Annotated in this window: 29 protein-coding genes and 2 tRNA genes; 14 read left to right on the top strand and 17 right to left on the bottom strand. The window is 62.2% G+C overall.

Annotated features, from left to right (window positions below; genetic code table 11):
* Nucleotides 1-61 precede the first annotated feature (61 nt).
* A complete protein-coding gene (locus tag I2G20_RS10340; RefSeq protein ID WP_343070331.1) occupies nt 62-718 on the bottom strand; it encodes an NAD-binding protein in 657 nt (218 codons plus the stop codon).
* A 452-nt stretch (nt 719-1,170) separates the two neighbouring features.
* Here I2G20_RS10340 and I2G20_RS10335 point away from each other — a divergent pair, with 452 nt between their 5' ends.
* Together I2G20_RS10335 and I2G20_RS10330 are read left to right on the top strand one after the other, a co-directional pair.
* Nucleotides 1,171-1,497 carry a hypothetical protein gene (locus I2G20_RS10335; RefSeq protein ID WP_196259619.1) on the top strand — a complete coding sequence of 109 codons (327 nt, stop codon included), beginning with the start codon at nt 1,171-1,173 and terminating at the stop codon, nt 1,495-1,497.
* On the top strand, nt 1,481-1,696 hold the full coding sequence (locus I2G20_RS10330; protein WP_196259618.1) for a helix-turn-helix transcriptional regulator: 216 nt from the start codon (nt 1,481-1,483) through the stop codon (nt 1,694-1,696). The genes I2G20_RS10335 and I2G20_RS10330 overlap by 17 nt, the downstream gene beginning before the upstream one ends.
* Nucleotides 1,697-1,908: 212 nt before the next feature.
* Here I2G20_RS10330 and I2G20_RS10325 read toward each other — a convergent pair.
* Nucleotides 1,909-1,983 (bottom strand) — tRNA-Gln (locus tag I2G20_RS10325).
* 117 nt (nt 1,984-2,100) lie between these two features.
* Here I2G20_RS10325 and I2G20_RS10320 point away from each other — a divergent pair.
* A tRNA-Pro gene (locus tag I2G20_RS10320) sits at nt 2,101-2,177 on the top strand.
* Between the two features lie 58 nt (nt 2,178-2,235).
* Here I2G20_RS10320 and I2G20_RS10315 read toward each other — a convergent pair.
* On the bottom strand, nt 2,236-2,583 hold the full coding sequence (locus I2G20_RS10315) for a hypothetical protein (protein ID WP_207747599.1): 348 nt from the start codon (nt 2,581-2,583) through the stop codon (nt 2,236-2,238).
* Nucleotides 2,584-2,667: 84 nt separating this feature from the next.
* On the bottom strand, nt 2,668-3,381 hold the full coding sequence (locus I2G20_RS10310; RefSeq protein WP_196259616.1) for a Crp/Fnr family transcriptional regulator: 714 nt from the start codon (nt 3,379-3,381) through the stop codon (nt 2,668-2,670).
* 177 nt (nt 3,382-3,558) lie between these two features.
* Between I2G20_RS10310 and I2G20_RS10305 the strand changes: the two genes are divergently transcribed.
* Entirely contained in the window at nt 3,559-3,945 is a 387-nt protein-coding gene (locus tag I2G20_RS10305; RefSeq protein WP_196259615.1) for a response regulator, read from the top strand.
* Here I2G20_RS10305 and I2G20_RS10300 read toward each other — a convergent pair.
* From I2G20_RS10300 to I2G20_RS10290, 3 genes are all read right to left on the bottom strand, one after another.
* Nucleotides 3,923-5,269: an NAD(P)/FAD-dependent oxidoreductase gene (locus I2G20_RS10300; protein WP_196259614.1), complete on the bottom strand. Its 1,347-nt coding sequence runs from the start codon at nt 5,267-5,269 to the stop codon at nt 3,923-3,925. The genes I2G20_RS10305 and I2G20_RS10300 overlap by 23 nt on opposite strands.
* A 1-nt stretch (nt 5,270) precedes the next feature.
* Nucleotides 5,271-5,441 (bottom strand): hypothetical protein, encoded by a 171-nt coding sequence (locus I2G20_RS10295; RefSeq protein WP_196259613.1) that lies wholly within the window; start codon nt 5,439-5,441, stop codon nt 5,271-5,273.
* 117 nt (nt 5,442-5,558) lie between these two features.
* Nucleotides 5,559-6,203 carry a biotin transporter BioY gene (locus I2G20_RS10290; protein ID WP_196259612.1) on the bottom strand — a complete coding sequence of 215 codons (645 nt, stop codon included), beginning with the start codon at nt 6,201-6,203 and terminating at the stop codon, nt 5,559-5,561.
* A gap of 34 nt (nt 6,204-6,237) precedes the next feature.
* Here I2G20_RS10290 and I2G20_RS10285 point away from each other — a divergent pair, with 34 nt between their 5' ends.
* Nucleotides 6,238-7,158: an MBL fold metallo-hydrolase gene (locus I2G20_RS10285; protein ID WP_196259611.1), complete on the top strand. Its 921-nt coding sequence runs from the start codon at nt 6,238-6,240 to the stop codon at nt 7,156-7,158.
* On the opposite strand, the gene I2G20_RS10280 is transcribed toward I2G20_RS10285, so the two are convergent.
* Both I2G20_RS10280 and pdxH read right to left on the bottom strand, forming a co-directional pair.
* Nucleotides 7,144-7,899: a DUF1499 domain-containing protein gene (locus tag I2G20_RS10280; protein ID WP_196259610.1), complete on the bottom strand. Its 756-nt coding sequence runs from the start codon at nt 7,897-7,899 to the stop codon at nt 7,144-7,146. The genes I2G20_RS10285 and I2G20_RS10280 overlap by 15 nt on opposite strands.
* 79 nt (nt 7,900-7,978) lie before the next feature.
* Entirely contained in the window at nt 7,979-8,602 is a 624-nt protein-coding gene (gene pdxH / locus I2G20_RS10275) for a pyridoxamine 5'-phosphate oxidase (protein ID WP_246473033.1), read from the bottom strand.
* 140 nt (nt 8,603-8,742) lie between these two features.
* Between pdxH and I2G20_RS10270 the strand changes: the two genes are divergently transcribed.
* Complete coding sequence (locus tag I2G20_RS10270) at nt 8,743-9,690, top strand: DnaJ C-terminal domain-containing protein (RefSeq protein ID WP_196259608.1); 948 nt, start codon at nt 8,743-8,745, stop codon at nt 9,688-9,690.
* An 8-nt stretch (nt 9,691-9,698) separates the two neighbouring features.
* Here the strand turns inward: I2G20_RS10270 and I2G20_RS10265 are convergent, their stop codons facing one another.
* On the bottom strand, nt 9,699-10,649 hold the full coding sequence (locus tag I2G20_RS10265) for an L-threonylcarbamoyladenylate synthase (protein WP_196259607.1): 951 nt from the start codon (nt 10,647-10,649) through the stop codon (nt 9,699-9,701).
* A gap of 48 nt (nt 10,650-10,697) precedes the next feature.
* Between I2G20_RS10265 and I2G20_RS10260 the strand changes: the two genes are divergently transcribed.
* Genes I2G20_RS10260 through I2G20_RS10245 form a run of 4 tightly spaced genes read left to right on the top strand, consistent with a single transcriptional unit; the run spans nt 10,698 to nt 13,245 of the window.
* Nucleotides 10,698-11,660, top strand: a complete 963-nt coding sequence (locus tag I2G20_RS10260; protein ID WP_196259606.1) for a histone deacetylase family protein — start codon at nt 10,698-10,700, stop codon at nt 11,658-11,660.
* Entirely contained in the window at nt 11,657-11,893 is a 237-nt protein-coding gene (locus tag I2G20_RS10255; protein ID WP_196259605.1) for an exodeoxyribonuclease VII small subunit, read from the top strand. Before I2G20_RS10260 ends, I2G20_RS10255 begins: the two co-directional genes overlap by 4 nt.
* A gap of 18 nt (nt 11,894-11,911) precedes the next feature.
* Entirely contained in the window at nt 11,912-12,499 is a 588-nt protein-coding gene (locus I2G20_RS10250; RefSeq protein ID WP_196259604.1) for an SCO family protein, read from the top strand.
* Nucleotides 12,496-13,245 carry an SAM-dependent methyltransferase gene (locus I2G20_RS10245; RefSeq protein ID WP_196259603.1) on the top strand — a complete coding sequence of 250 codons (750 nt, stop codon included), beginning with the start codon at nt 12,496-12,498 and terminating at the stop codon, nt 13,243-13,245. The genes I2G20_RS10250 and I2G20_RS10245 overlap by 4 nt, the downstream gene beginning before the upstream one ends.
* Here the strand turns inward: I2G20_RS10245 and ribB are convergent.
* On the bottom strand, nt 13,229-14,317 hold the full coding sequence (ribB, locus tag I2G20_RS10240; protein WP_196259602.1) for a 3,4-dihydroxy-2-butanone-4-phosphate synthase: 1,089 nt from the start codon (nt 14,315-14,317) through the stop codon (nt 13,229-13,231). The genes I2G20_RS10245 and ribB overlap by 17 nt on opposite strands.
* 4 nt (nt 14,318-14,321) lie before the next feature.
* Entirely contained in the window at nt 14,322-15,434 is a 1,113-nt protein-coding gene (aroC, locus tag I2G20_RS10235; protein WP_196259601.1) for a chorismate synthase, read from the bottom strand.
* Between the two features lie 202 nt (nt 15,435-15,636).
* Between aroC and I2G20_RS10230 the strand changes: the two genes are divergently transcribed.
* Nucleotides 15,637-16,599 carry an aldo/keto reductase gene (locus I2G20_RS10230; protein ID WP_196259600.1) on the top strand — a complete coding sequence of 321 codons (963 nt, stop codon included), beginning with the start codon at nt 15,637-15,639 and terminating at the stop codon, nt 16,597-16,599.
* Here I2G20_RS10230 and I2G20_RS10225 read toward each other — a convergent pair.
* Genes I2G20_RS10225 through fabI form a run of 3 tightly spaced genes read right to left on the bottom strand, consistent with a single transcriptional unit; the run spans nt 16,596 to nt 18,474 of the window.
* Nucleotides 16,596-17,024: a group III truncated hemoglobin gene (locus I2G20_RS10225; RefSeq protein WP_196259599.1), complete on the bottom strand. Its 429-nt coding sequence runs from the start codon at nt 17,022-17,024 to the stop codon at nt 16,596-16,598. The genes I2G20_RS10230 and I2G20_RS10225 overlap by 4 nt on opposite strands.
* Entirely contained in the window at nt 17,018-17,644 is a 627-nt protein-coding gene (locus I2G20_RS10220) for a histidine phosphatase family protein (RefSeq protein ID WP_196259598.1), read from the bottom strand. The genes I2G20_RS10225 and I2G20_RS10220 overlap by 7 nt, the downstream gene beginning before the upstream one ends.
* 29 nt (nt 17,645-17,673) lie before the next feature.
* A complete protein-coding gene (fabI, locus tag I2G20_RS10215) occupies nt 17,674-18,474 on the bottom strand; it encodes an enoyl-ACP reductase FabI (protein WP_196259597.1) in 801 nt (266 codons plus the stop codon).
* 142 nt (nt 18,475-18,616) lie between these two features.
* On the opposite strand from fabI, the gene I2G20_RS10210 reads away from it, so the two are divergent.
* Nucleotides 18,617-20,029 carry an FAD-binding oxidoreductase gene (locus tag I2G20_RS10210; protein ID WP_196259596.1) on the top strand — a complete coding sequence of 471 codons (1,413 nt, stop codon included), beginning with the start codon at nt 18,617-18,619 and terminating at the stop codon, nt 20,027-20,029.
* 61 nt (nt 20,030-20,090) lie between these two features.
* Nucleotides 20,091-20,651: a hemerythrin domain-containing protein gene (locus I2G20_RS10205; RefSeq protein WP_196259595.1), complete on the top strand. Its 561-nt coding sequence runs from the start codon at nt 20,091-20,093 to the stop codon at nt 20,649-20,651.
* Here the strand turns inward: I2G20_RS10205 and I2G20_RS10200 are convergent.
* Entirely contained in the window at nt 20,648-21,670 is a 1,023-nt protein-coding gene (locus I2G20_RS10200) for an NAD-dependent epimerase/dehydratase family protein (RefSeq protein ID WP_196259594.1), read from the bottom strand. The two genes, I2G20_RS10205 and I2G20_RS10200, sit on opposite strands and share 4 nt — an antisense overlap.
* Before the next feature lie 82 nt (nt 21,671-21,752).
* Between I2G20_RS10200 and I2G20_RS10195 the strand changes: the two genes are divergently transcribed.
* On the top strand, nt 21,753-22,292 hold the full coding sequence (locus I2G20_RS10195) for a TetR/AcrR family transcriptional regulator (protein WP_196259593.1): 540 nt from the start codon (nt 21,753-21,755) through the stop codon (nt 22,290-22,292).
* 144 nt (nt 22,293-22,436) lie between these two features.
* On the opposite strand, the gene I2G20_RS10190 is transcribed toward I2G20_RS10195, so the two are convergent.
* Nucleotides 22,437-22,661 (bottom strand): hypothetical protein, encoded by a 225-nt coding sequence (locus I2G20_RS10190; RefSeq protein ID WP_196259592.1) that lies wholly within the window; start codon nt 22,659-22,661, stop codon nt 22,437-22,439.
* Between the last annotated feature and the right edge of the window lie 80 nt (nt 22,662-22,741).

The following is a 22,741-nucleotide window of genomic DNA, read 5'->3' as shown; positions in this document are numbered from 1 at the left end:
AGCCGAAAGGCCGACGAAGCAAAAGCTGAAGATTCAGAGGGCTTGCTGCGTCTAAGGGTCATCAAGATACCAACTGCCTGACAGCGTAGTCCGCAGCGTCATCAAAGGGGTGCAGGATAACGCTCGCGCCTCGACTGATCAGATCCTCGGTGTCGGCCATTGTCTGCACCGAAAGGAAGATCTTTCCCTTATACCCTGACGACGTCAGTCCATGTAGCAGAGCCAGTTGGGGATCGGCCTCCGTAAGGGCGCCGCGTTCCCGGGGCACCGCGCTGACAACGGCTCGAACTTGCTGGAGATCCAGATGCGCCAGGAACTCAGGATCGGTCGCGTCACCATACTCAGCATCGAGGCCTAGTCGACGCCAGGCAGCGACCGCCTCAGGATCGAAGTCCACCCCCAGCGGTTGAAACCCCAACTCATTCAGACGAAGCCCAATACGGCTACCGTATCTGCCTAATCCAAACACAACGAAGTCGTGTTTGGTCTTGGATACGCCCTCGTCGTCGGTTTCGCGATAGGGCGTCCTTCGTTCGAAGATGCCGAGATATGGCTCAAAAATCTGATAGAGCCGATGCGACCACGTGATCATGTAAACGGACACAGTAATGGTCACGAGGCCAACCAACGTTACCAACCCCAACGCGTCTTCGGTAACGTGGCCGAGCGTGAGCCCCATTGCCATGAATATCAAAGAAAACTCTGAGATTTGCGCCACCGTCAATCCCGCATCCCCTGCCGGCCGGTCGCTTGTTTATTCTTGAAGCCGAAAGGGCAGCGGTTCGCCTTCAGTGGAAGGAGTTCCAAGGCAGCCGGGACGATAGCGTGCCGGTCGAGCCGGATGTAATTGAGCTCACCCTTTGGCCGAGCTGAATAAACTTGAACGGATGCCCGCTTCGAACCCGTTTCAGACGTTTGCCATCGGCGCGGCCGAACCTAATTGCAGCCGGCCCGGCGGCGTCCACCAGAAGCTTGGCTCCCCTGCGATCTCACAATGTCAGATGTAACCTTGACTTCTCTATATGTCACCCTTAAGTTACATCAATAATGCCCCAAAAGGAGAGCGCTCCATGCACACTGTTGAAAGCTATTCTCGCCGTCGGAGTATTTTGCTGATTTCCAATGCGATCACGCTTCTTGCCTGGCAAGCTACCGAGATCACCGTGTTCCGTGAGAGCTTTGCTGAAGGTTGGGCAGCCTTTCTGCCCCCCCGTTCTCATTGTCATGTGGGCCGCGTCGCTGTTGTTGCTTCTTCTAAAGCCTGCCGAGCGGCTCATTCGTCAGCAACTTGAAGACGAATTGACCCGGTACAACCGTCGTCGTGCCCTGGTGATGGGCTATTGGGGCGCCATGTTCTGCGCCGGCCTAGCACTGGTGTTTACCAGCAATGATCAGATCGATCCGGCAGATATGGCGCGCGCAATTCTGGTGACTGGTGCAGCTGTCCCGATGCTAACCTTTGCTATTATGGAGCGCTTCGATGGCGCCGGAAAGTGAGCAACTGCTCAACAATCTCAAGCTCCACCGGGTTCAACTCGATTTGACACAAGCTGAACTGGCCGCTGCGGTAGGGGTCTCTCGAAAGACCATCAACACCGTGGAGAACGGTGTTTTCATCCCTTCCACTCTTTTGGCCCTGAAAATCGCCAAAGTATTGCAAACTCAGGTGGAAGTGCTTTTCTACATCAAAGGCTAGTGCTCGAGCCCCGACGGCGAATAGCTGCCCGAGTTTGATTGTGGAGGTGCGTTGGAGTTTCGTCGTCTTCGAGAAGCGATAGGATAGAAACGGTAGCTATCCCCCAAACTAACTAGAGGCGGATTGTCCCTTCCCACCGCAATACGGCAGTCGGTTCCCGATCCAGGCGTCCTGCCCGACCTGCGAACGCGATCCGTTGATTCAGGGAAAGCTGGCTGGGGCGGCAGGATTCGAACCTGCGAATGTCGGTACCAAAAACCGATGCCTTACCACTTGGCGACGCCCCAAAGCGGGTTGGTTCCTACACTGTTTGTCTGGCGTCCGCAACTGCGCCGAACGGGCTTGAACCGGTCCAGTTCCCGCTATATATAGCCCTCACCTCGGGCCTTTTCGCCCGACATTGCCGGAGTATAGCGCAGCCTGGTAGCGCACCTCGTTCGGGACGAGGGGGTCGGGTGTTCGAATCACCCTACTCCGACCAATAAACAGCCCGGCCCATCCATCCGATGGGCCGGGCTGTTCAGTTTTCGGGGGCAGGATCAGGCTTTCGCGAGTTCGTCGCGCCTGACACGCAGGAATATCCCTTGCTCGGACGCCGAAGCAATCTGACTTGGCAGCACGTAGCGGTCCGATTGCATGATGCCGTCGGCATCGAGCAACACATAACCCTCCTGATAGAGCCGTGCACGATGGGACTCGGGCATGTCGTCGGGCCAGATGGCCTCGGCGATGTTTTCAACGAGGCTTTTGGCGCGGTACTGGTTCGGCGGTGGTGTGGGCGCAGCGCCTGCCTCGCCGAACTTGAAGTCCTCGACCGAACCGATGTGCCTGTTGTCGGCATCGAAGACGTCCATGCCGACACGGATGTTGTTGGGAAGCTGTTCCATCATGTCCTCCATTGGTGGCGGCCTCAGCAAGGCCATTTCCATGGAAAACGGGTCAGGATCGGCCCGGTTCCGACTAGGGCGAACTTACACGCCGTTTCCGATGAGCCGTCGGTATTCTTCTTCCGGTTTGCCGTAGGCATCCGCCGCAAATTCTTCGAGCGCGGCGCGATTGCGGATCGTGACATAGCCACGTTCCGCCCGGATGAACCCCTTCCCCTCGAGCACATGCAGCGCGGTGGTGACACTCGGCCGTCGAACGGCGAGCATAAGGGCCAGGAACTCGTGCGTGAGCGCCATTTCGTCGCTGTCGGACCTGTCGTGGCACATGAGCAGCCATCGCGCGAGCCGCTCGTCGATCACGTGAACCGCGTTGGAAAGGGCCGTATACGACATCTGCGTCGACATATTGTGCATGTAGCGCTCGAGCAGATCGCGCATGGAGGGGAACCGGACGATGCAGTCCCGGAACTTTGTTATGGCCATCCTGTGGGCACCGCCGGGGGCCTGCGCGATGATTCGATGCGTACTGATCTCGGTGCCGATGAGAGCGGCAGTCGGGCTGAAGCCTTCCCGTCCGAAAAGCCCTGCCTCCACGCTCTTGCCTTCAGGCGAGACGGCGACCACCGAACCGATACCGGCTTCCGGAAAATAGACCCATTCGATTCGCTCATCCTCGCGAGCGATCTGGAAACCTTTCTTGAGCGTCACCGGCTCCAGAAAACCTCGCAAACACTCGAAATCGGCAGACGGAATGCCTGCCAGGATCCCGTTTCGGATCGATTCCTGCTGAATGCTCAATTGCCCCCTCGCGGCGATCGGGGCAAGAGCGCGACATCTGTCTCGCCGCCAACGCCTAAATCGATTCCAGATATTGTATCAAAACGATGGCTGGAGGGCGCTTCGTACGCTTGCTTACAAACGACCCGAGGCGCCCTTTTTTGGTCTACCGTTCTGACCTTTGCGGCGGAGAGTATAATGAACGGCGTTTCAAAGAAACTGATTATCCTCGAAAGCGATCCACTCATTGCCACACTGATCGAAACCGAGGTGCGGGAATACGGTTGGGAGGTGGACGGCGTTGCGAGCGACGAGGACGCCGCTCTGGACTTTCTGAAAACCGTTAGACCTGATCTTGCCATTCTGGACATTGGTCTGGATTCGCTCAACGATACGCGGATAGCGGCGGCCTGCCGCAGCCGAGGAACACCATTCGTGCTCATGACGGGCTCCGCGCGGCGGGAGGTGCCCGCGGAATGGGAGCTTGCGGCCGTCGTCGCCAAACCCTTCACCAGCGAGGACCTGAGGCTGGGCATGGAGGAGGCATTGAAGCGCGCTTCGCTCATCTCTCTTCGAGATTCGTGACAGTCTTGTCCAGTTCCGCCTCGACCGCCCGGCCGCTGTCGAGCGCATCGATTGCTGCCTCGTCGGGGCCGGTGATAAGCCGCGAGCCCTTGGCGTAGGAGACCCAGGCCCATAGCCAGTTGAGCATGACGCTGAGACGGTTACGGAAGCCCACCAGATACGCCACATGGACGGCGCCCCAAAGCAACCAGGCGGGAAACCCGGTGACTTCGAGCTTGCCGAACTTACCCACCGCGGCCGCGCGTCCGATGGTGGCCATCGTACCCCAATCGCGATAGCGGAAGGGGTCGGGCGCAGGGTGGTTGCGGGCTTCGGCGATGATCGTCTCGGCGGCGTAGCGGCCTTGTTGCTTGGCGACGGGCGCGAGGGCAGGCAAAGGGTCGCCAGACTCATCGTCGACGCTGCTGGCGTCTCCGATGACGAAAATGTGCGGATCGTCCTCCAGCCGCAGATCGGGCCCTACACGGACGGCCCCGTTCCTTTCGGTCTCGACACCCAGCCATTCGCCGACCGGGGTGGCCTTGACGCCGGCGCACCAGAAGACATTGGCCGTCAAGATCGAGCGATCCTCGAGCAGCACACCATCGGTCGTAATGTCCTCGACCGGCCTCCCGGTAATGACCTCGACGCCCATCTGCTCCAGCTTCTTGCGGGTGTAGGCTCCTAGGCGCCGGGGATAGGCATTAAGGAGGGTGTCGAGGGCTTCCACCAGCACCACCCGCGCCGTGCGCGGATCGATATTGGAAAAATCCCGCGCCAGCGTGGCGCGCGCCAATTCCGCCAGCGCGCCGGCTGTTTCCACACCGGTCGGGCCGCCGCCGATGACAACGAAGGTCATAAGCCGTTGGCGCAATGCGACGTTGGACGTGGTTTCGGCACGCTCGAAAGCGAGCAACACCCGGCGCCGTATGTTGAGGGCATCGTCGAGCGATTTTAGCGCGGGCGCATGCGGCGCCCAGCGGTCCTCATTGCCGAAATAAGCGTAATCCGAGCCGGTGGCGAGGATGAGATGGGAAAAGGGAATGGTTGCGCCGCCCTGGGTGGAAATGGTGCGTGCCGTGCGGTCGATGCCCGTGACTTCGTCCATCAGGATTTCGATGTGCGATTTCTGCCGCCCCGGCGATAGCACTGCACGGATGGGCACAGCGATATCGGCCGGCGCCAATGCGGCAGTCGCGACCTGATAGAGCAGAGGCTGAAACAGGTGATGATTGCGCCGATCGATCAGCACGAAGGGGACACCCGCCTTCGCCAGCGTCTTTGCGGCTGTTAGTCCACCGAACCCGGCGCCAACGATGACAACCCTCGCTTCGCGGTCCTGCATGTCAGCTTTTGCTCTGATCCTTATGGTAAAGATCACGCGCGCCCTGCTCGGCTGCTTCGCGCTGTCGGCGGCTGGCCTTCCTCGACTTCAGCGCTCCATAAGCTATGGCAAGGCCCAATATGGCCGCACCACCGAACACGGCGAACAACCACGGCATTGCAGAGAGTTCCATTTCACGGCTCCGTTGTTTCCAAACGCAAAAGGACAACGGGCTGAATGCTGACGTGGTTGCAAAGCAAAGGGCCGATCCAGAGGACCGGCCCTTGAAAGTGCTATTGGCGGAAAGCCGTCAGAAGCGGCGGACGATCGCCCAGCCGCCGGCCACGGTCATCGAAGCGAAGGCCATCTTGAGGATGTCCCAGACGATGAAGGGCTGGACGGCGCCACGGAAGGCGGAGCCGACAACGTCGGACTGATCGATCCAGCCTGCATTGCCGGACATGGCCATAAGCCAGACAAAGCCAAAGACGAACAGCGCCACGGCGCCCAGCATCATCGCGCCGAAACTCGAGAAGACGTTGCGCGTTGCGCCGCGGTCAGCCAGGAAGCCGATGATTGCCGCCATGACGAGGAAGCCGATGAGAAAGCCGCCTGTGGGGCCCAGCACATAGGGAACACCGGCGAAAGCGCCGGCAAAGACCGGCAGGCCCGCCAGGCCCTGTGCGAGATAGAGGAAGACGGTAGCGACAGCCACCCGGAAACCGACCGCCGCAGCGATGATGGCGATCGCCATCGATTGAAGCGTGACCGGAACCGGCCAGGTCGGGACGCTGGTCTTGGCGGCAATGGTGATGAGGATCGAGCCGAGGAAGGCAATCGCAATCGTGGTAGCGATCCGTGCGGCAAGCCCTTTGGGCTGCATCTTGCCAAGAAGCGTGTTGGGGGTGGCGAAAGTCATGGCCATCGCGAGGTCCTTTGCGTTAAACCCAGACATTGTCGCCTTCTAACCATTCATTCTGCCGAGCGCAATGGCCGCCAACTCTCCATCCCCCGAAGCCGATAACGGGTTCGACCCCCGCGTGGGCGAGTTGGTCACGGTTTTTCCCGGGCTTGCGCGGCTGACGGCGCCCAATGCCAGCCCCTATACCCATACCGGCACGAATACGTTTCTGGTCGGCCATGAAACCCTGGCCGTAGTCGATCCCGGGCCAGACGACGACCGGCATCTCATGGCGATTCTCTCGGCTTCCGCGGGACGCAGGATCGAGGCTATCGTTCTCACGCATACCCATCTGGATCACTGCGCACTGGCGCCGCGGCTCAAGGCTGTAACCGGCGCGCCCCTCGTCTTTGGCGGACGGCACAGGCTTTCAAGGCCGCTCAAGGCCTTCGAGCGCAACCCCTTCGCGCATGCATCGGACTTCAGCCTCGTGCCCGACCGGGAGATTGCGGACGGGGAAAGGCTGGTCTTTGGCGGGGTACCGCTCGTCGCGGTCGCGACGCCGGGCCACTGCGCCAATCATTTCGCCTTCGCGCTGGACAACACCGATTCCGTTCTGGTCGGCGACCATCTGATGGCGTGGAACACGACTGTGGTGGCCGTGCCGGACGGCAGCCTTGCGGACTATCTGACCTCGCTCGACAGGCTCGAGGCCCTGCCCCAGACCCGTTATCTCCCCGCGCATGGGAGCGAAATCGCCGATGGTCGCGCGCGGGCGCGGGCCGTACGCGCGCATCGCCAGATGCGGAACGGGCAAATTCTCGGGGCGCTCGAGCAGAGCCCCTTGAATCTGGGTCAACTCGCGAAAAGGGTTTATCCCGACGTGCCGCCCCGCGTGCGCGCCGGCGCAAGGCGGACGCTGCTATCCCATCTCGAATATCTCGAAGCGACAGGCAGGATAAGAAGCAGTTTCGGCGTGTTCGGGACGCGCTATTCACTCGCCCTCTAGGCCGTCACCCTCCAACCCTTCGACCACCGTCTCCTGCGCGTCGTCGTCCGTAAAGGCCATGTTGCGCTGGATATATTCGGTGACGGATTGGTCGAGCGCGCGCAAAAAGCCTTCGATGGCACGGCCGTTGTCGCCGAGGTCGTGCGGGGTGGCGTGAAGAGAGGCGGCGCGCAGGTCGATCAGGGCGCCAACCGGGCCAGGCGCAACGCGCATGGCCATTTCGTTGCTCCATCCCAGAAGCGAGCGCCGCAGGGCGTTGAGCGATCCGCCCTCGCCCTCGGCTTCCGGCGCCATCGACCCGATAACCTGCCAGCCGCGCTGGCGCGCCTGCTTTTCTGCCAGTTCAAAGAGGACGGTCGTCGGGATCTGGTAAAAGCGCGTAATGAGGTTGGGGTAGGACACGAGGATCAGTTCGGGATCGATTTCCGCAGTTGCGCCGCGAGCCATAATGAGATCGGGCGGGCTCAGGAGCGCGGTAGAGACGTCCGCGGTCGAGGGCAGGGTGAATGCGAGATATCCGGCATAGGCGGCTGGCGTAAGGCAAACGAGCCCCAGGGCCACGCCCAGGCTCGCCGGCCGCCATCCCCTGTCCCCGGTGAACCAGAGCCGGACATAGGCCAATATTCCCAGCAACAAGGCGAGTAACGCCGCACTAAAACCGATCGCGAGGCTGATTTCGAAGACGTTGGAGGCAACGAGGTCGAAGATATGCAGCGGGACGGACACCGCCAGTACCGCCAAGGCAAAGCTCGCTATCCGGCGGGACCAAATGGCGCACTTCGATGTCCGGATGAGGATACGCAATGCCGGCTACCCGCGCTCAGGGATAAAGGCGGGTGCGGGCCCACCGATCGCTGTCGCGGGTGAACACGACGCGATCATGCAGGCGGAAGGCGCCATCCTTCCAAAACTCGATTTCGAGGGGCCGAATGCGAAAGCCCGACCAGTAGTCGGGGCGCGGAATGGGGCCTTGGCCGAAAGTGGCCGTGAGCTGCTCGGTCTTTTCCAAGAGAACCGCGCGACTTTCCAGCGGGCGGGATTGGGCCGAGGCATGGGCGCCGATACGGGACTGGGGCGGGCGGGTGGCGAAATAGGCGTCAGCTTCCTGGGCACTCACCTCCTCGACATCGCCGCGTATCCGCACCTGCCGGCGCAGGCTTTTCCAGTGAAAGAGCAGCGCCGCCCTGGGATGGGCGCGCAACTGCCGGCCCTTGTTCGAGCCGAAATTGGTGAAAAACACGAACCCCCGCGGGTCGAGGCCATTGAGCAGCACGACGCGCGCATCCGGCAGGCCGGCATCATCGACGCTGGCGAGCGTCATGGCATTGGGATCGTTGACTTCGCTCTCGCGCGCCGCAGCAAGCCACTCGTCGAAGAGACCGAAGGGATCGATGTCCCCCTTGAAGGAATCATCAAAAATGCTGTCACTCAAGGGCGTCGCCATAGGACTCATTTAGGGCCTGCTTCTGGACATTATTCGGGGCTGTGGCCATATAGAACGCAAACGAGCGGCGCTTCAACAGGCCGCTCAACGGTTTCATCGAAGCGTTCCGGACATCGTTGCGGAAACGCTCAGGAGAATTGATGCGCGACCCTTATACCGTGCTCGGCGTGCCAAAGAGTGCGAGTGAGAAAGACATCAAGTCTGCTTACCGCAAACTCGCAAAGACTTTGCACCCGGACCAGAACCCGAACGACAAGACGGCCCACGAGAAATTCGCCGAGGCCACGGCGGCTTACGACCTGTTGTCGGACAAGGCCAAGCGCGCCCAATATGACCGCGGCGAGATCGACGCGGAGGGCAATCCGAGGTTTGCAGGCTTCGGCTTCGATCCCGGCGCGGCGCGCGGGGCGCGGCAGGGTGCAGGCGGGTTTAGCGCCGAGGATATCCTCAAGGAATTCATGAGCGGGTTCAACGCCGCGGGTGGCGCGCGGCGTGGCCCCAATCCTTTCGGCGGGGCGGCCGGCGGGGCAAGCTGGGACCCCTTTACCGGCACCGCCGGGCCTGGCGCGTCGACCGGAAAACGTCCGGACACGGTGGTCAATCTCGCCGTAACGCTCGAAGACGCGCATGCAGGCAAATCCGTGCCGGTGACGCTGCCGACAGGCAAGACTGTGTCGGTTAAGCTCCCTTCCCCGCTGGAGGAAGGCCAGCAGATCCGCTTGCGCGGCCAGGGCAAGCCATCCCCGCTCACCGGCCAGCCAGGCGATGTGCTGGTGACGGTCAAGTTCGCCAAGCACAAGACCTTCCGCCGGGACGGTAATGACCTGCGTGTGGATGTCCCGATCACGCTCTATGAGGCCGTACTGGGTTCCAAAGTGCGTGTGCCCACGCTGGCCGGAGCCGTCGAACTCAACCTGCCCCCCGGGCCCGACACCTCCAAGGCCCTCCGCCTCAAGGGCAAGGGCCTGTTCGGCAAGGGGGACCTTTTTGTCAACCTCCGGATTGTTCTGCCCGAAGGTGGCGATCCCGATCTCGAAAGCCTGATGCGGTTCTGGCGCGACCAGAAGCCGTACAAGGTGCGGGAATAGGGCGACGTTCAGGATCGCGGAGCAGCCGCCCGGTCCAGCCGGTCGTTGATCGCCTCTCCAAGTCCGTGATGTGGGATCGGAGCAACGGCGATCCCGTTCGCTCCTTCCGCATCGAGCCTTGCCAGATACGAGAAGAGGTTCCTCGCCGCTTCGTGCAGGTCGCCGTCAGGTGAAAGGTTGAGCGTCGGCCCGGTTGTGCCGTGAGGCTCGGCGCCGAAGGCGAGATAGGCTTCGCCGGGACGCGGCGAATCGGCGTTCAGGCGGAGCGCGGCATTGGGGGCGTAGTGGCTCTTGAGCATGCCGGGGGCGGTAATGGCCGCCTCGTGATCGGCGACCTGTAGGGCGAGCCCGAGAAATGCCTCAACGTCAGAACGCGGCAATACCCCTGCCCTGAGCTGGGTAACCGTGTCCCCCTCCAGCGACAATATGGTCGACTCCAACCCACTCTCGCAGGGGCCGCCATCAAGCACCGGCACCCTGCCCCCGAAAGCCTTGCGGACGTGTTCGGCCGTCGTCGGGGAAAGTTTGCCGGAAGGATTGGCCGATGGCGCGGCAACCGGCACGCCGACCTCCGCAATCAGGGCGCGCGCATCGGCATGGCCAGGAATGCGCAGCGCTACCGTCTCCAGACCGGCCGTGACGATATCGGACAGTCCGGCGCCCGGAACCAGCGGCAGCACCAGCGTCAGCGGACCCGGCCAGAACCGGGCGGCAATCTTCTCGGCCAGTTCGGAGAACCGCGCATAGGTCCGCGCCATGTCCATATCGGCGCAATGGCAAATCAAAGGGTTGAACCGCGGACGCCCCTTGGTCTCGTAAATGGCAAGCACGGCATCGGAACTGGTCGCATCGGCTCCCAGCCCATAGACCGTCTCGGTCGCGAACGCACAGAGCTTTCCGGCGCGGATCAGCGCGGCGGCCTGGTCGATCGATTGCGGGTCTATGGGAGCGTGCGGCATCGCGGCTGTTTGACAAGCGCTTTGCGCCGCGTCAAGAAGGCCGTCACGATGACAACGCTTCTCGTCAGCCAAACGAATTTCGAGCGCCACCAGACGCCGCAGGGCCACCCCGAGCGGGCAGACCGGCTCAAGGCCGTGGCGCGCGCGCTCGAACACCCCCGCTTCGGGGCGCTCAAACGCGAGGCTGCCCCCTCGGGCGATCTTGCGCTTGCCGAGCTGGTGCATTCGCAAAAGGTGATGGACCGTGTCCGCGCAGCGCGGCCCGCCGAAGGCGTCGGGCAGATCGACGAGGACACCTTTATTTCCTCCGGCAGCCTCGATGCGGCAGCGACCGCGCTTGGCGGCATCCTGCGGGGAATCGAAGCTGTCGTGATGGGCGAAGCCCACAATGCCTTCGTCGCCGCCCGGCCGCCGGGACATCATGCCGAGCGCGACCGCCCCATGGGGTTCTGCCTCGTCAATACCATCGCCATCGCCGCCCGGCAGGCCCAACGCCTCTATGGCGCCGAGCGCATCGCGATCATCGATTTCGACGTCCATCATGGTAATGGGACGCAGGACATCTTCGAGAAGGACCCGTCGATCTTTTATGCTTCCTCGCACCAGATGCCCCTTTATCCGTTTACCGGGTCGCCCGACGAGACCGGCGTGGGCAATGTGGTCAACGCCGCGCTCAAGGCGGGCACAGGCGGCGAGGAGATGCGCGAGGCTTACCGCCACCGCATCCTGCCCGCTCTCGACAATTTCGCGCCGGACATCATCCTCATTTCCGCCGGCTTCGACGCCGAGAGGCGCGACCCGCTGGCGCAGCTTGAATGGGTGGGCTCCGATTATGCGTGGCTCACAGGAAAGTTGATGGACATCGCCGAGAAGCGCTGCTCAAACAGAATCGTCTCGTTACTCGAAGGTGGATACGATCTGGGTGGCCTTGCTTCGGGTGTGGCGGCGCATATAGGCATGTTGCTCACCGGCGAAGCCGGAACCGAGAGGGAAAACGAGGAGCCGCAATGACCGACATCGCCGAGATGAGCTTCGAAGCCGCACTGGACGAACTCGAAAAAATCGTCCAGCAGCTTGAGAGCGGGCGGGCGCCCCTGCAGGAATCCATCGCGATCTACGAGCGCGGCGAAGCGCTCAAGCGCCATTGCGAAACCCTGCTCAAACAGGCCGAAGCCCGGATCGAGAAGATAACCTTGTCAAAGGACGGGACGCCCACCGGCACCGAGCCGCTGGATCCTCAATAAAAACATCGGGATATCGCCGTGCTGGCAAAAGTTCGCATCGCCCTCTGGGGTCTCGTCATTCTCGCTGCCATCGGGGCAACGGTCATCTACTTCACCCGGCCCATTTCTCCTTCGGGCGCCATGTTCGGTGGGCCCTTCGAGATGGTGGCAACGACGACCGGCGAACGGTACACGCAGGACGATCTTAAGGGCCGCCCGACGCTGATGTTCTTTGGCTATACCTATTGTCCGGACGTCTGCCCCACGACATTGGCCGAAGCGATGGGCTGGAAGGCGCAGCTGGGGCTGGGCGTAGAAGAGCTCAACGTCGTTTTCGTTACCGTCGATCCCGAGCGTGATACGCTCGAGCATGTGGCAACCTACCTTTCCAATTTCGGCTCGGATGTGATCGGGCTGGTCGGCAACGAGGCGCAGACCGAACAGATCAAGCGCTCCTATGGCGTGTTTTCCGAAAAGGTTGAGGCGGAGGGCTCGACCGAGTACCTCGTCAATCATACGGCGAGCGTCTTCCTGATCGATGCCAACGGCACCTTCTTCGGCACCATTGGCTGGGGCGAGGACACGCAAACCGCAATGAACAAGATCCGCAGGCTTACCGGCGCGTGAGCGGAAGAACGCGGCTTGACGTCGCCCTTGAGCAACGCGGGCTCGTCCCGTCCCGTTCCCGGGCACGCGATGCGATTGCGCGCGGCACCGTTACGGTAAACGGCGATGTTGCCACCAAAGCGGGACAACCGGTCGGGGTCGAGGATGTCATCGCCATAGACGATCCGGCATCGGGATATGTTTCGCGCGCTGCGCTCAAGCTGATTGCCGGCCTCGACGCTTCGGGTTTCGATCCGCAAGGCAAGATATGCCTCGATCTTGGCGCTTCCACCGGCGGGTTCACCCAGGTGCTGCTCGAGCGCGGCGCGGCGCGGGTTTATGCGGTCGATGTGGGACACGGGCAGTTGCACCCCGATATCGCGGCCGATCTGCGGGTTACGAGCCTTGAAGGCACCAATGCGCGAGACCTTGACGCGGGCCTCATCCCCGACCCCATCGACCTGCTGGTCAGCGATGTGAGTTTTGTTTCCCTCACCAAGATCCTGGATGCGCCTCTCGCGCTTTGCGCGGCTGATGCGCAAGCGGTGTTGCTCATCAAGCCGCAGTTCGAGGTCGGCCGGGCGCATGTCGGTAAGGGCGGAATCGTCGCGCCGGGACCGCATGTCGCGGCGGCTGTCGCTGCCGTGCTGGATTATCTGGCCGCGTCCGGCTGGCGGCTGGTGGGGCAGATCGAGTCCCCGGTCAAGGGAGGGGACGGCAACCAGGAAACCGTGGCATTTTTTTCGCGCCCTACTCCACAGTCCTGATTCCGAACGCTTCCAAGCCGATATAGCGGCGGGAGCGGGAGGTCATGGGGCGGATGGTGGTGGCACCGAGGTCGCGCAGGATCTGTGCGCCTAGCCCGACTTCGCGCCATTCGGCCTCACGGTCACGGGCCGAACCGTGATCCTCGCTGCCGCGGGCATGTGCAACGGAGTCGTCCTTCCAGGCTACGCCCGCAGTTCCCTCGCGCAGATAGACGAGCACACCGCCGGTTTGTGAGAGGCTCTTGAGGGCATCGTTGAGCTTTGGCGCACCGCCGAAAACGTCAGCGGTAATGCTTTCGCGCTGGATACGGACCGCGACGGCTTGTCCTGTGGTCACCTCGCCGAAAACGAGCGCGAGGTGCTGCACACGATCGAACGGGGTGGAATAGGCATAAGCGATGGCCCGCCCGGCCACCGTTTCGATTTCGAACGTGCCGACGCGCTCGACGAGCTTCTCACGACGCTGGCGATACGCGATGAGGTCGGCGACCGAGACCAGCGGCAGGTCGTGGCTCTGCGCGAACTCAGTTACCTGCCGGCCACGTGTCACCGTACCGTCGTCATTGACCAGTTCGCAGATGACGCCCACGTCGGGCAGTCCTGCGAGCGTGCACATATCTACGGCGGCCTCGGTATGGCCCGAGCGCATCAGCACGCCGCCCCGCCGCGCGATGAGCGGGAAGATATGGCCGGGACGGGAGAAATCCTCGGCGCCGACATTGCCGTTGGCCAGCGCGCGGACCGTGGCGGTGCGGTCGTCCGCGGAAATGCCGGTCGTCGTGCCATGCTTGAAATCGATCGATACGGTAAAGGCCGTGGAATGCGCGGAATCGTTGACGGCAACCATCGGGTCGAGATGGAGCCGGGCGGCGCGCTCGCCGGTTATGGGCGCGCAGACGATGCCCGAGGTATGACGCACGATGAAGGCCATCTGCTCGGACGTGATTGTCGAGGCAGCGGCAATGATATCGCCCTCGCCTTCCCGGTCGTGATCGTCGACAACGACGACCATCCCGCCCTTCTTCATAGCCTCGAGGGCGGCTTCGACGCGGCGGTCGGATTCGCTGAGCATTGCCCTATCCTTCAAATCCGATACCGCCCTCCCGGCCCGACTGGCCGCGGTGACGCAGGAAGTGATCGGCAAGGACGCAGGCCATCATGGCTTCGCCGATGGGCACGGCACGGATGCCGACGCAGGGATCGTGCCGGCCCTTGGTGATGATGTCGGCATCTTCGTTTGCGGTGGTCACGGTCTGGCGCGGGGTGAGAATCGAGCTCGTGGGCTTGACCGCAAAGCGCGCAACGACGGGATCCCCATTGGAAATCCCGCCCAGAATGCCGCCGGCCTTGTTGGAAAGGAATTTGGGCAGGGGTTTATCCGAGCGCATCTCGTCGGCGTTCTCGTCGCCGGTCAATTCCGCGCTTTCAAAGCCCGCGCCGATTTCGACGGCCTTGACGGCGTTGATCGACATCATGGCAGAGGCGATGTCCTGGTCGAGCTTGCCATAAACCGGCGCGCCCCAGCCGGCCGGGACGCCCTCGGCCACCACCTCGATGATCGCGCCGACCGAAGAGCCAGCCTTGCGGATACCGTCAAGGTAGTCCGCCCATCTCTCGGCTGCCTTGGCGTCGGCGCAAAAGAAGGGGTTCTTGTCCACCTGGTCCCAATTGAAATTGGCGTAGTCGATCTTGTGCGGGCCGATCTGGACGAGAGATGCGCGGATTGTAACGCCGGGGATCACGAGCCGTGCTACCGCGCCCGCAGCCACGCGCGCAGCCGTTTCACGCGCCGAGGAGCGCCCACCGCCGCGATAGTCGCGGATGCCGTATTTCTGGAAATAGGTGTAGTCGGCGTGGCCGGGGCGGAACTTGTCGCGGATGTCGCTGTAATCCTTGGAGCGCTGATCGGTGTTTTCGATCATCAGCGAAATCGGCGTGCCCGTCGTGCGCAGACCGTCCGTGCGCTCGTCCTCGAAGACGCCCGAAAGAATCTTGACCTCATCGGCCTCGCGGCGCTGGGTGGTGTAGCGGGACTGGCCGGGCTTGCGGCGGTCCAGATCGCGCTGGATCACGTCCGCGCTGATCGCGATACCTGCCGGGCAACCATCGACTACCACCCCGAGCGCAGGTCCGTGGCTCTCACCCCAGGTGGTGAAGCGGAACATGTGGCCGAAACTGTTATAGCTCATGAAAGCGCGGTCCCGATTTCGTTGGCGTTGTTCTATGGGGCACGCTGGGCGCGGTCAATCGTCCGATGGGTGGATGAAGCGTTCGGGCAAAAGGTGCCAATCCTTTTCATTGCTGAAAAGGCCTTTGCAACTGTGCCCGTAGCGCCGGCGGCGGCCTTTTTGTCATTGTCTGTTTCACGTTACGGCTGGAGGATAATTGAAAATGCAACGCAACAAGTTCGGCTCACTTGGACTGGTCAGCCGCCTGACGCTGGGCGGCGGCGGCATCGGGCAGGTGTGGGGTGAGACATCGCGCGAGGAAGGCATCGCAACGCTCAAGCTTGCTGTCGACAACGGGATAGACCTGATCGACTCTGCACCGGGATACAATGTCTGCGAGGAGTTGATCGGCGAGGCGTTCGGCGGCCGTTTGCCAGAAGGCGTGCGGATTACGACGAAGTGCGGCATTGCCCAGGCGGCGCCCGAGGCCATCTATCCGCGCTTCCGGGAGTCCCTGCTCAAGAGCCTTCCTGATATGCGGATCGAGCGGGTAGATGTCTTCTTCCTTCACAATGAAATCCGCCCTGAAGGCGACTTGCCCCCGGCGGGGCACGATCATTTCACGCGCTGGCCGGTTTACCGCGATCATGTCATCGAAGCTTTCGAGCGTCTCAAGGAAGAAGGACTGATCGGCGCCTGGGGCCTCACCGGGGTATCGCGCGCGCAGTGCATTCTAGACGCCGTGACCGAGACGCCCCGACCGCACGTCATTCAGGCCGTCGCCAATCTTCTCGACAGTTCCGGCGGCCTGTGTGTGGATATCGAGCCGCCGCGCCATCGCGAGATCATTGCCGCCGCCAACAGCAAGGGCGTGGGCGTCATGGGCATCAGGGCGGTTCAGGCTGGAGCGCTCACCGCGCGGTTCGACCGCAGTATGGATGAAGACAGCCACGACATGCGCGACTTCCGGCGGGCCGAACCGTTCCGTGAGCTCTGCGCGAAATGGGGCGAGGATCCGGCCCTCGTCGCCCATCGCTATGCGCTGGGGATGGACGGGGTCAATACGCTCGTGCTCGGCGTCAAAAATCGCGCGGAATTGCGGGAGGCGCTGAAGGCGGAAGAGCTGGGACCGCTGGATGTCGAACAGGTTGCGGCGATAGATGGGTTAGGGCTGCGACAGCCCTAACGGCTGTGCCTCGGCGCCCTCATCTCTCCGCGCAAATTGCCGATGGCGAGTTCGAAGTTGTCGGCGATGCGGCGGGCGCGTTCGAGATAGGCCTGGGCTATCTCCTCGCCTTCGATTTCGGTCACCGTCTCTTCGAATAGCTCCAGCCAGCGGTCGAAATGGATGGCTTCGATCGGCAGGCGCAGGTGCGGGTTGAGCGGGCGGCCCGAATACCGGCCGGTGCGCAGGAGGACCGAGCTCCAGAAATCGGTGATCTGCTCGATATGATGGTCCCAATCCTCGACGGCGCGGTTAAAGATCGGGCCAAGAATATCGTCCTCCCGCGCCCGGCCATAAAAGGTCGCGACCACCTTTGAGATGGAGGCATCGGTGATATCGGGATGCGCGGGGCCGGGACGGGTCAGCGGGTTATCGTCGGTCACCATGTCTTTTTCGCAGCGTGAAGGCGCATCACTCCATTGGCGAAATGAGCAATGACACCCTGTGGCGGATCCCAGTTGAGCACTTCGGCCCGCTCCACGCCCTCCACCAGATGGCGCAATACACGCATCACGCCGCCATGCGCCACGATGATCGAGTTGTGGGTTATGGTTTCGGCAAATGCCAGAAGCCGGCGAGCGACATCGTCGTAGTTCTCGCCAGCCTCGGGCCGGAAATGCCAATAGCTTTCATCGCGTTCGCCAGGGGCGGCCAGCGCCATCTCGCGGGCGATTTCGGCGTGAAGGCGACCCTCGAGATTCCCGAACGAAATTTCCACCAGCCGCTCGTCGAAGCGAACATCCGGCAGCGGGGTCTCGAAAGCGGCCCGCATCCGCTCCATTGTCTCGCGCGCCCGGCTCAGGGGCGAGGCGTACCAGTTCAGGGATGCGGGATCGACACCATCTTCCTCAAGCAGGAGCCTGAGCAGGATGCCGTTGGCATCGGCCTGCTTCTGCCCGCGTGCGTTCAACGGAATATCACGGCTGCCCTGATAGCGCCGCTCGAAATTCCAGTCGGTTTCACCGTGGCGCGCAAAATAGAAGTCCGGCCATTGGACGTTGGACATGACGGTAAGCTGTTCCGGTCAGTGGCGGGTTATTCGCCCGCCTCGTTCTCGTTGAGGGTCTTCATGCCGATGACGTTGTAGCCCGCATCGACATAATGGACCTCCCCGGTCACCCCACTTGCGAGGTCCGAGAGGAGGTAGAGCGAAGCGTTGCCTACCTCGTCGATCGTCACATTCTTGCGCAGGGGCGCATTTTCCTCGTTCCACTTGAGCATTTCGCGCAGGCCCGAAATGCCGGAAGCCGCGAGGGTCTTGATGGGACCGGCGGAGATTGCGTTCACACGGATGCCGTTGGGGCCCATGTCGGCGGCGAGGTAGCGCACCGATGCTTCGAGCGCGGCCTTGGCGACGCCCATGACGTTATAGTGCGGCAGCACTTTTTCCGCCCCGTAATAGGTCAGCGTCAGGAGCGAACCGCCATCGGTCATCAGCGCTTCAGCGCGCTTGGCGAGCGCTGTGAAGGAATAGACCGAGATGTTCATGGTGAGGGCAAAATTGCCCGGGGTCGTATCCACATAGCGTCCGTCCAGCTCTTCCTTGTTGGAAAAGCCTATGGCGTGGACGAGGAAATCGAGCTTGCCCCACTTGGACTTTAGGACGTTGAACACCGCGTCCATCGCGTCGGGATCGGTCACATCGCACGGCAGAACCAGATCGGAGCCGAATTCCTCGGCAATCGGGGTAACGCGGCGATGCAGGGCTTCGCCCTGGTAGGTGAAGGCCAGCTCCGCCCCTTGCGCATGCACGGCTTTTGCAATGCCATATGCGATCGAGCGGTTGTTGGCGACGCCCATGATGAGCCCGCGCTTGCCTTCCATCAAACCAGCCATGTTCTTCTCCGAATGTGGTCTCTCTCGCCTCCGGTTTTGGCACAGGGCCGGGCTACGGGCAAGGTGGAGCGAGGGGACTTCGCGGCTTGCCTTGTCGTTTCCGCGTGCCATAGTGCGCCCCGACAAAAATCGGACCGTCTCAATGTCTCTATCTCCCCAACAGATCGTCACCGCCCTCACGCAAATGCTTGGCGCCGACAGCGTCGTGTCCGAGCCCGGGCAGATGGCCGGATATGTTTCCGAACCGCGGAGGCGGTTTCATGTCCCTGCCCTCGCCGTTGCGCTGCCGCGGACGGTGGAAGAGGTGCAAGGATTGATGGCGTGGGCAAACGAGAACGCCGTGAGGGTGATTCCGCAGGCGGGCAATACCGGGCTGGTCGGCGGGCAGGTGCCGATGTTCGGCGATGAGATCATCGTTTCGATTTCCCGGCTCGAGGGCGTGCGCAATGTCGATGCGGCGGCGGGACACATGACTCTCGACGCCGGAACGACACTGCATGAGGCCCATGAGGTTGCCGAAAAGGCAGGAATGCTGTTCCCGCTCTATATCGCCTCCCAGGGGTCGGCGCGGATCGGGGGCGTTCTGGGTTCGAACGCGGGGGGCGTGCAGGTGCTCTCTTATGGCAATGCGCGCGAATTGTGCCTCGGGGTGGAGGCGGTGCTGGCGGATGGATCCCTCTATTCAGGGCTCAATGCGCTGCGCAAGGACAATACGGGATACGATCTGAAGGATCTGCTGGTCGGCTCGGAAGGCACGCTCGGGATCATTACGGCGGCGACGCTCAAGCTCTTTCCCAAGCCGGATTTTCACGAAACCGCGTTTCTCAATGTCGCTTCGCCGGACGCCGCGCTGGAACTGTTCACGCGGATCCGCGGGCGGGCGGGCAATATGCTGACAGCCTTCGAGTTGATGCCGCGTATCGGGATCGCCTTGCAATTGAAGCACGGCATGATCGCGCAGGACCCGGCGCCCGAGCCCTCGGCCTGGCATGTACTGGTGGAGATATCGGTGCCGCGGGGCGGAGAAGCGGGCAGACTCGCCGCTGCTGTCGAGGAAGCCTTTTCGGACGGGCTGGTGAGCAACGGTACGATTGCTGGATCGCTCAAGCACCGGGACGAGATGTGGCTGGCGCGCGAACAGATGAGCGAGGTCCAATCGCGCGAAGGTGCCTCAATCAAGCATGACGTGTCGGTGCCGGTGGCGGCGGTGCCGGAACTGATCGCCAGGGGCACAGAGGCGGCGGAACGGCTCGTGCCCGGCATTCGGGCGGTACCGTTCGGGCATCTCGGCGACGGCAATATCCATTTCAATTTCTCGCAACCCGAAGGGGCGGATGCCTTGGCCTTCATGGCTGGCGCGGGTGAGATTCACGAGGCCGTCTATGCTGTCGTGCGGGAACTGGGTGGATCGGTTTCGGCCGAGCACGGGATCGGGCAGCTCAAGACTGCGCTTCTCGTCGCAGTCAAAGATCCAGTCGCCCTAAAGATGATGCGCGCAATCAAATCGGCGCTCGACCCCAAGGACATCCTCAACCCCGGCAAGCTGCTGGGGTAGAAACGACGTCCCTTGCTTCCTACATATTTGTCTATCCCAACAGGTCAGTTTTTCCCTCACAATGCTTCTCGATATCAAGTTCCTTGACGACGCAACGCGTCCGCGCGCACCGAAACTGGAAAACCTCACCCCGGAACAGAGGGCGCCCGGGCGGCACCTCCGGATGATCCACAACCATCTGCGCGAGAACATCGACGCTCTGCGCCGGATGACCGAGGAGGTGGCCAGGGGCGAGATGACCGCTGAGCAGGTGCAAGCCGAGGCGGAAGCGCTCGACATGATCGGCAACTACCGGCGGTTCGGCAACCTTTGCGGACAGCACTGCTATATCGTCAACACGCACCATTCCATCGAGGACGCGCATATCTTCCCTGCCCTTTCCGAAAAGGGCGAGGCCTGGAAGAAGGTCACCGACAGGCTGATCGCCGAGCATGGGGTGGTGCACGCGCTGCTCGAAAAACTGGTCGAGGCGCTCAACAGGCTGGCCCGCGAGTCGAGCGCGGAAAACTTTGCACGCGCCCGCGAGGTCAACGAAGCCCTGGAGCGGGTGTTGCTCTCCCATCTCGGATACGAGGAGGAAGAGATCGGGGACGCGCTCGGATATTTCCGGATCGGCGTTTAAGCGAGTCCTTGCGCGATAAGGCTCTCGCCCGTTGCGACGATGGTATCACGGGCCGGGATCAGCGGGCGGCCCAACAGGCCGATCGTGGGCGTGGAATCCAGGCTCTTGCGGACGCCCAATTCGCCCAGGAGGCCCCGCACGTCGCCGTCAAAGAGCGCATAGATGCGGACGCCCCAATCGGGCATCTCAAAGCGCGGGAGTTTTCCGGCGTGGCCGGGGAAGGCCTCGCGCAGCACGCATGCCGCTTCGAAAAGGAACATCGTGCTTTCGCCCATCGGGAACCGCTTGCCGCCGGCTTCCGGTGCCGTCAGCGCGGCAACATGGGCGGCGGCGACATCACGAACGTCGACAACGACAAGAGGGATGCGCGGCGCGGCGGGCACGCTGCCGTTGAGCATGCGCTGAATGCCCGCCACGGACGTGCCGGGATCCTCATCGAGCAGAGGACCGAAAATGCCGGCGGGATTGATCGTGACGAGATCGATTTCGCGCCCGGCCGAACGGGCGATATCCCACGCGCGGCGCTCGGCAAGGGTTTTCGATTCGATATAGGCGTTGACGCCCCGGCCTTCGAGATTGGTCCAGTCCGCGGCGGTGAAGGGCTCGGTGCGCGATTTGTCGTGGCCGTAGGCGATGGCCGCCATCGATGAGGTGAGGACGGCGCGCTCTAAACCAGCGGCGAAGGCCGCATTGAGCGCGCGTTCGGTCCCCTCGACGGCGGGACGGATCAGTTCCGTCTTGTCTGTGGGCATCTTGAGGACAAACGGTGAGGCGGTGTGGACGAGATAGCGCACACCCTCCATGGCCTCGACCCAGCCTCCGTCCGACATCAGGTCGAGCGCAACGAATTCGAGGCGGGAAACGTCGCCTCCATGTTTTTCCAGCGTCTTGCGAACCGCCTCCGCCTTTGCCAGATTGCGCACGCTGCCGCGCACGGTGAACCCGGCCGCGAGCAGCGCCAGGGCGGTGTGGCCACCGAGATATCCGGAGATTCCGGTGAGAAGGACGCGGTCTGACATATTGGTCTCCTGTACTATAATTGAACGAATTATACGAATTTCGTTCAATTCGTTCAATTAAGATTCTGCAAGGAGCGGGGGAATGCGAAAAAAATCACCTGAAATGGCGCTCAGGATGATCGAAGCAGCGCGGATTCTGCTGCTTGAAAAGGGGGCCAAGGGGACGACGATGGAAGCGATCGCGGCCCGAGCCGGCATCGCCAAGGGCACGCTTTATGCCTATTTCCCCGATAAGGATGCGATCCTCCTGGCGCTGATCGAAGATCTGGCTGAGGCAAAAACAGACGCATTCGCCGAGGCTTTCATCGAGGAAGGAGCCATTGCGACGCGCGTGGGGCGCGGACTGGCTGCCATGTTCGGCATTGTCGCCGACCTGCTCGAGGGATCGGCCTTTGCATTCGAACTGATCGGTGAGCACAAACGTCTCTCCACGCGCCTCGAAGCCGCCGACGCGGCCATAACGGAGACGATTATCGCCGAAATGACGGCAGCGGGAATTGGCGATGCCGAGAAAATAGTATCGGTGCTGATGGCGGCCTGTTCGGGGCTAGTGATGAAATTCCCGAGGCCCCGGAACGTGCGTGAGGGGATAGTCCTGCTGTGTGAGCGAATGGTGCGCTAGTCGCCGGCGATTGGAATTTTAGGGTTGGCTTGGCGTGCCCTCACCCGTCTCGCACCTCAAACGCTCCGTCCCGGCGATTTGCCTCGTAAGATAGGGGATGAGACGCGCGCGATTCCTGCCACGCGCGCCAACGATCGACTGGCCCTAGGCCGCCGAACCGCTTTCCGGGATGCCGGATTCGATCACCACACTCCCGCCCTGACGCACGATGGCTTCAGCGGCGGCGCGGGCGGCCTGGACGGATTCAAAGACCTGTCCCTCAAGCGGGAACACGCCCAGCTTGACAGCCATGAAACGGAAATCGCCGCCGTTGGGGACAACGACGCCCTGCGGTTCGCCACGAACGGAAATAACGATCGGCTTGGTCATTTGAGATAGTCTCCAAAGCAACCACCCAGCGCAGGAGGTGGTGCTACCAGTTCAATGTGAGGGTCTTGTGACGGGGCGGC

The organism is Pelagibacterium limicola (genome assembly GCF_015694405.1).
GTDB classification, from domain to species: Bacteria; Pseudomonadota; Alphaproteobacteria; order Rhizobiales; family Devosiaceae; genus Pelagibacterium; species Pelagibacterium limicola.
The sequence above is the reverse complement of the archived record's forward strand: the minus strand, read 5'-3'. Positions and strand labels throughout refer to the sequence as shown.

What these genes read in the sequence shown, in the direction of transcription:
- I2G20_RS10300 (WP_196259614.1), bottom strand. Translation starts at nt 5,269, where the DNA reads ATGCAGGACCGCGAAGCGAGGGTTGTCATCGTTGGCGCCGGGTTCGGT.
- I2G20_RS10315 (WP_207747599.1), bottom strand. Translation starts at nt 2,583, where the DNA reads ATGGAACAGCTTCCCAACAACATCCGTGTCGGCATGGACGTCTTCGAT.
- ribB (WP_196259602.1), bottom strand. Translation starts at nt 14,317, where the DNA reads ATGCTCAGCGAATCCGACCGCCGCGTCGAAGCCGCCCTCGAGGCTATG.
- I2G20_RS10260 (WP_196259606.1), top strand. Translation starts at nt 10,698, where the DNA reads ATGACAACGCTTCTCGTCAGCCAAACGAATTTCGAGCGCCACCAGACG.
- I2G20_RS10295 (WP_196259613.1), bottom strand. Translation starts at nt 5,441, where the DNA reads ATGGAACTCTCTGCAATGCCGTGGTTGTTCGCCGTGTTCGGTGGTGCG.
- I2G20_RS10270 (WP_196259608.1), top strand. Translation starts at nt 8,743, where the DNA reads ATGCGCGACCCTTATACCGTGCTCGGCGTGCCAAAGAGTGCGAGTGAG.
- I2G20_RS10200 (WP_196259594.1), bottom strand. Translation starts at nt 21,670, where the DNA reads ATGTCAGACCGCGTCCTTCTCACCGGAATCTCCGGATATCTCGGTGGC.
- I2G20_RS10225 (WP_196259599.1), bottom strand. Translation starts at nt 17,024, where the DNA reads ATGGTGACCGACGATAACCCGCTGACCCGTCCCGGCCCCGCGCATCCC.
- I2G20_RS10220 (WP_196259598.1), bottom strand. Translation starts at nt 17,644, where the DNA reads ATGTCCAACGTCCAATGGCCGGACTTCTATTTTGCGCGCCACGGTGAA.
- I2G20_RS10305 (WP_196259615.1), top strand. Translation starts at nt 3,559, where the DNA reads ATGAACGGCGTTTCAAAGAAACTGATTATCCTCGAAAGCGATCCACTC.
- fabI (WP_196259597.1), bottom strand. Translation starts at nt 18,474, where the DNA reads ATGGCTGGTTTGATGGAAGGCAAGCGCGGGCTCATCATGGGCGTCGCC.
- I2G20_RS10205 (WP_196259595.1), top strand. Translation starts at nt 20,091, where the DNA reads ATGCTTCTCGATATCAAGTTCCTTGACGACGCAACGCGTCCGCGCGCA.
- I2G20_RS10330 (WP_196259618.1), top strand. Translation starts at nt 1,481, where the DNA reads ATGGCGCCGGAAAGTGAGCAACTGCTCAACAATCTCAAGCTCCACCGG.
- I2G20_RS10195 (WP_196259593.1), top strand. Translation starts at nt 21,753, where the DNA reads ATGCGAAAAAAATCACCTGAAATGGCGCTCAGGATGATCGAAGCAGCG.
- I2G20_RS10265 (WP_196259607.1), bottom strand. Translation starts at nt 10,649, where the DNA reads ATGCCGCACGCTCCCATAGACCCGCAATCGATCGACCAGGCCGCCGCG.
- aroC (WP_196259601.1), bottom strand. Translation starts at nt 15,434, where the DNA reads ATGAGCTATAACAGTTTCGGCCACATGTTCCGCTTCACCACCTGGGGT.
- I2G20_RS10255 (WP_196259605.1), top strand. Translation starts at nt 11,657, where the DNA reads ATGACCGACATCGCCGAGATGAGCTTCGAAGCCGCACTGGACGAACTC.
- I2G20_RS10230 (WP_196259600.1), top strand. Translation starts at nt 15,637, where the DNA reads ATGCAACGCAACAAGTTCGGCTCACTTGGACTGGTCAGCCGCCTGACG.
- pdxH (WP_246473033.1), bottom strand. Translation starts at nt 8,602, where the DNA reads ATGGCGACGCCCTTGAGTGACAGCATTTTTGATGATTCCTTCAAGGGG.
- I2G20_RS10210 (WP_196259596.1), top strand. Translation starts at nt 18,617, where the DNA reads ATGTCTCTATCTCCCCAACAGATCGTCACCGCCCTCACGCAAATGCTT.
- I2G20_RS10290 (WP_196259612.1), bottom strand. Translation starts at nt 6,203, where the DNA reads ATGTCTGGGTTTAACGCAAAGGACCTCGCGATGGCCATGACTTTCGCC.
- I2G20_RS10285 (WP_196259611.1), top strand. Translation starts at nt 6,238, where the DNA reads ATGGCCGCCAACTCTCCATCCCCCGAAGCCGATAACGGGTTCGACCCC.
- I2G20_RS10190 (WP_196259592.1), bottom strand. Translation starts at nt 22,661, where the DNA reads ATGACCAAGCCGATCGTTATTTCCGTTCGTGGCGAACCGCAGGGCGTC.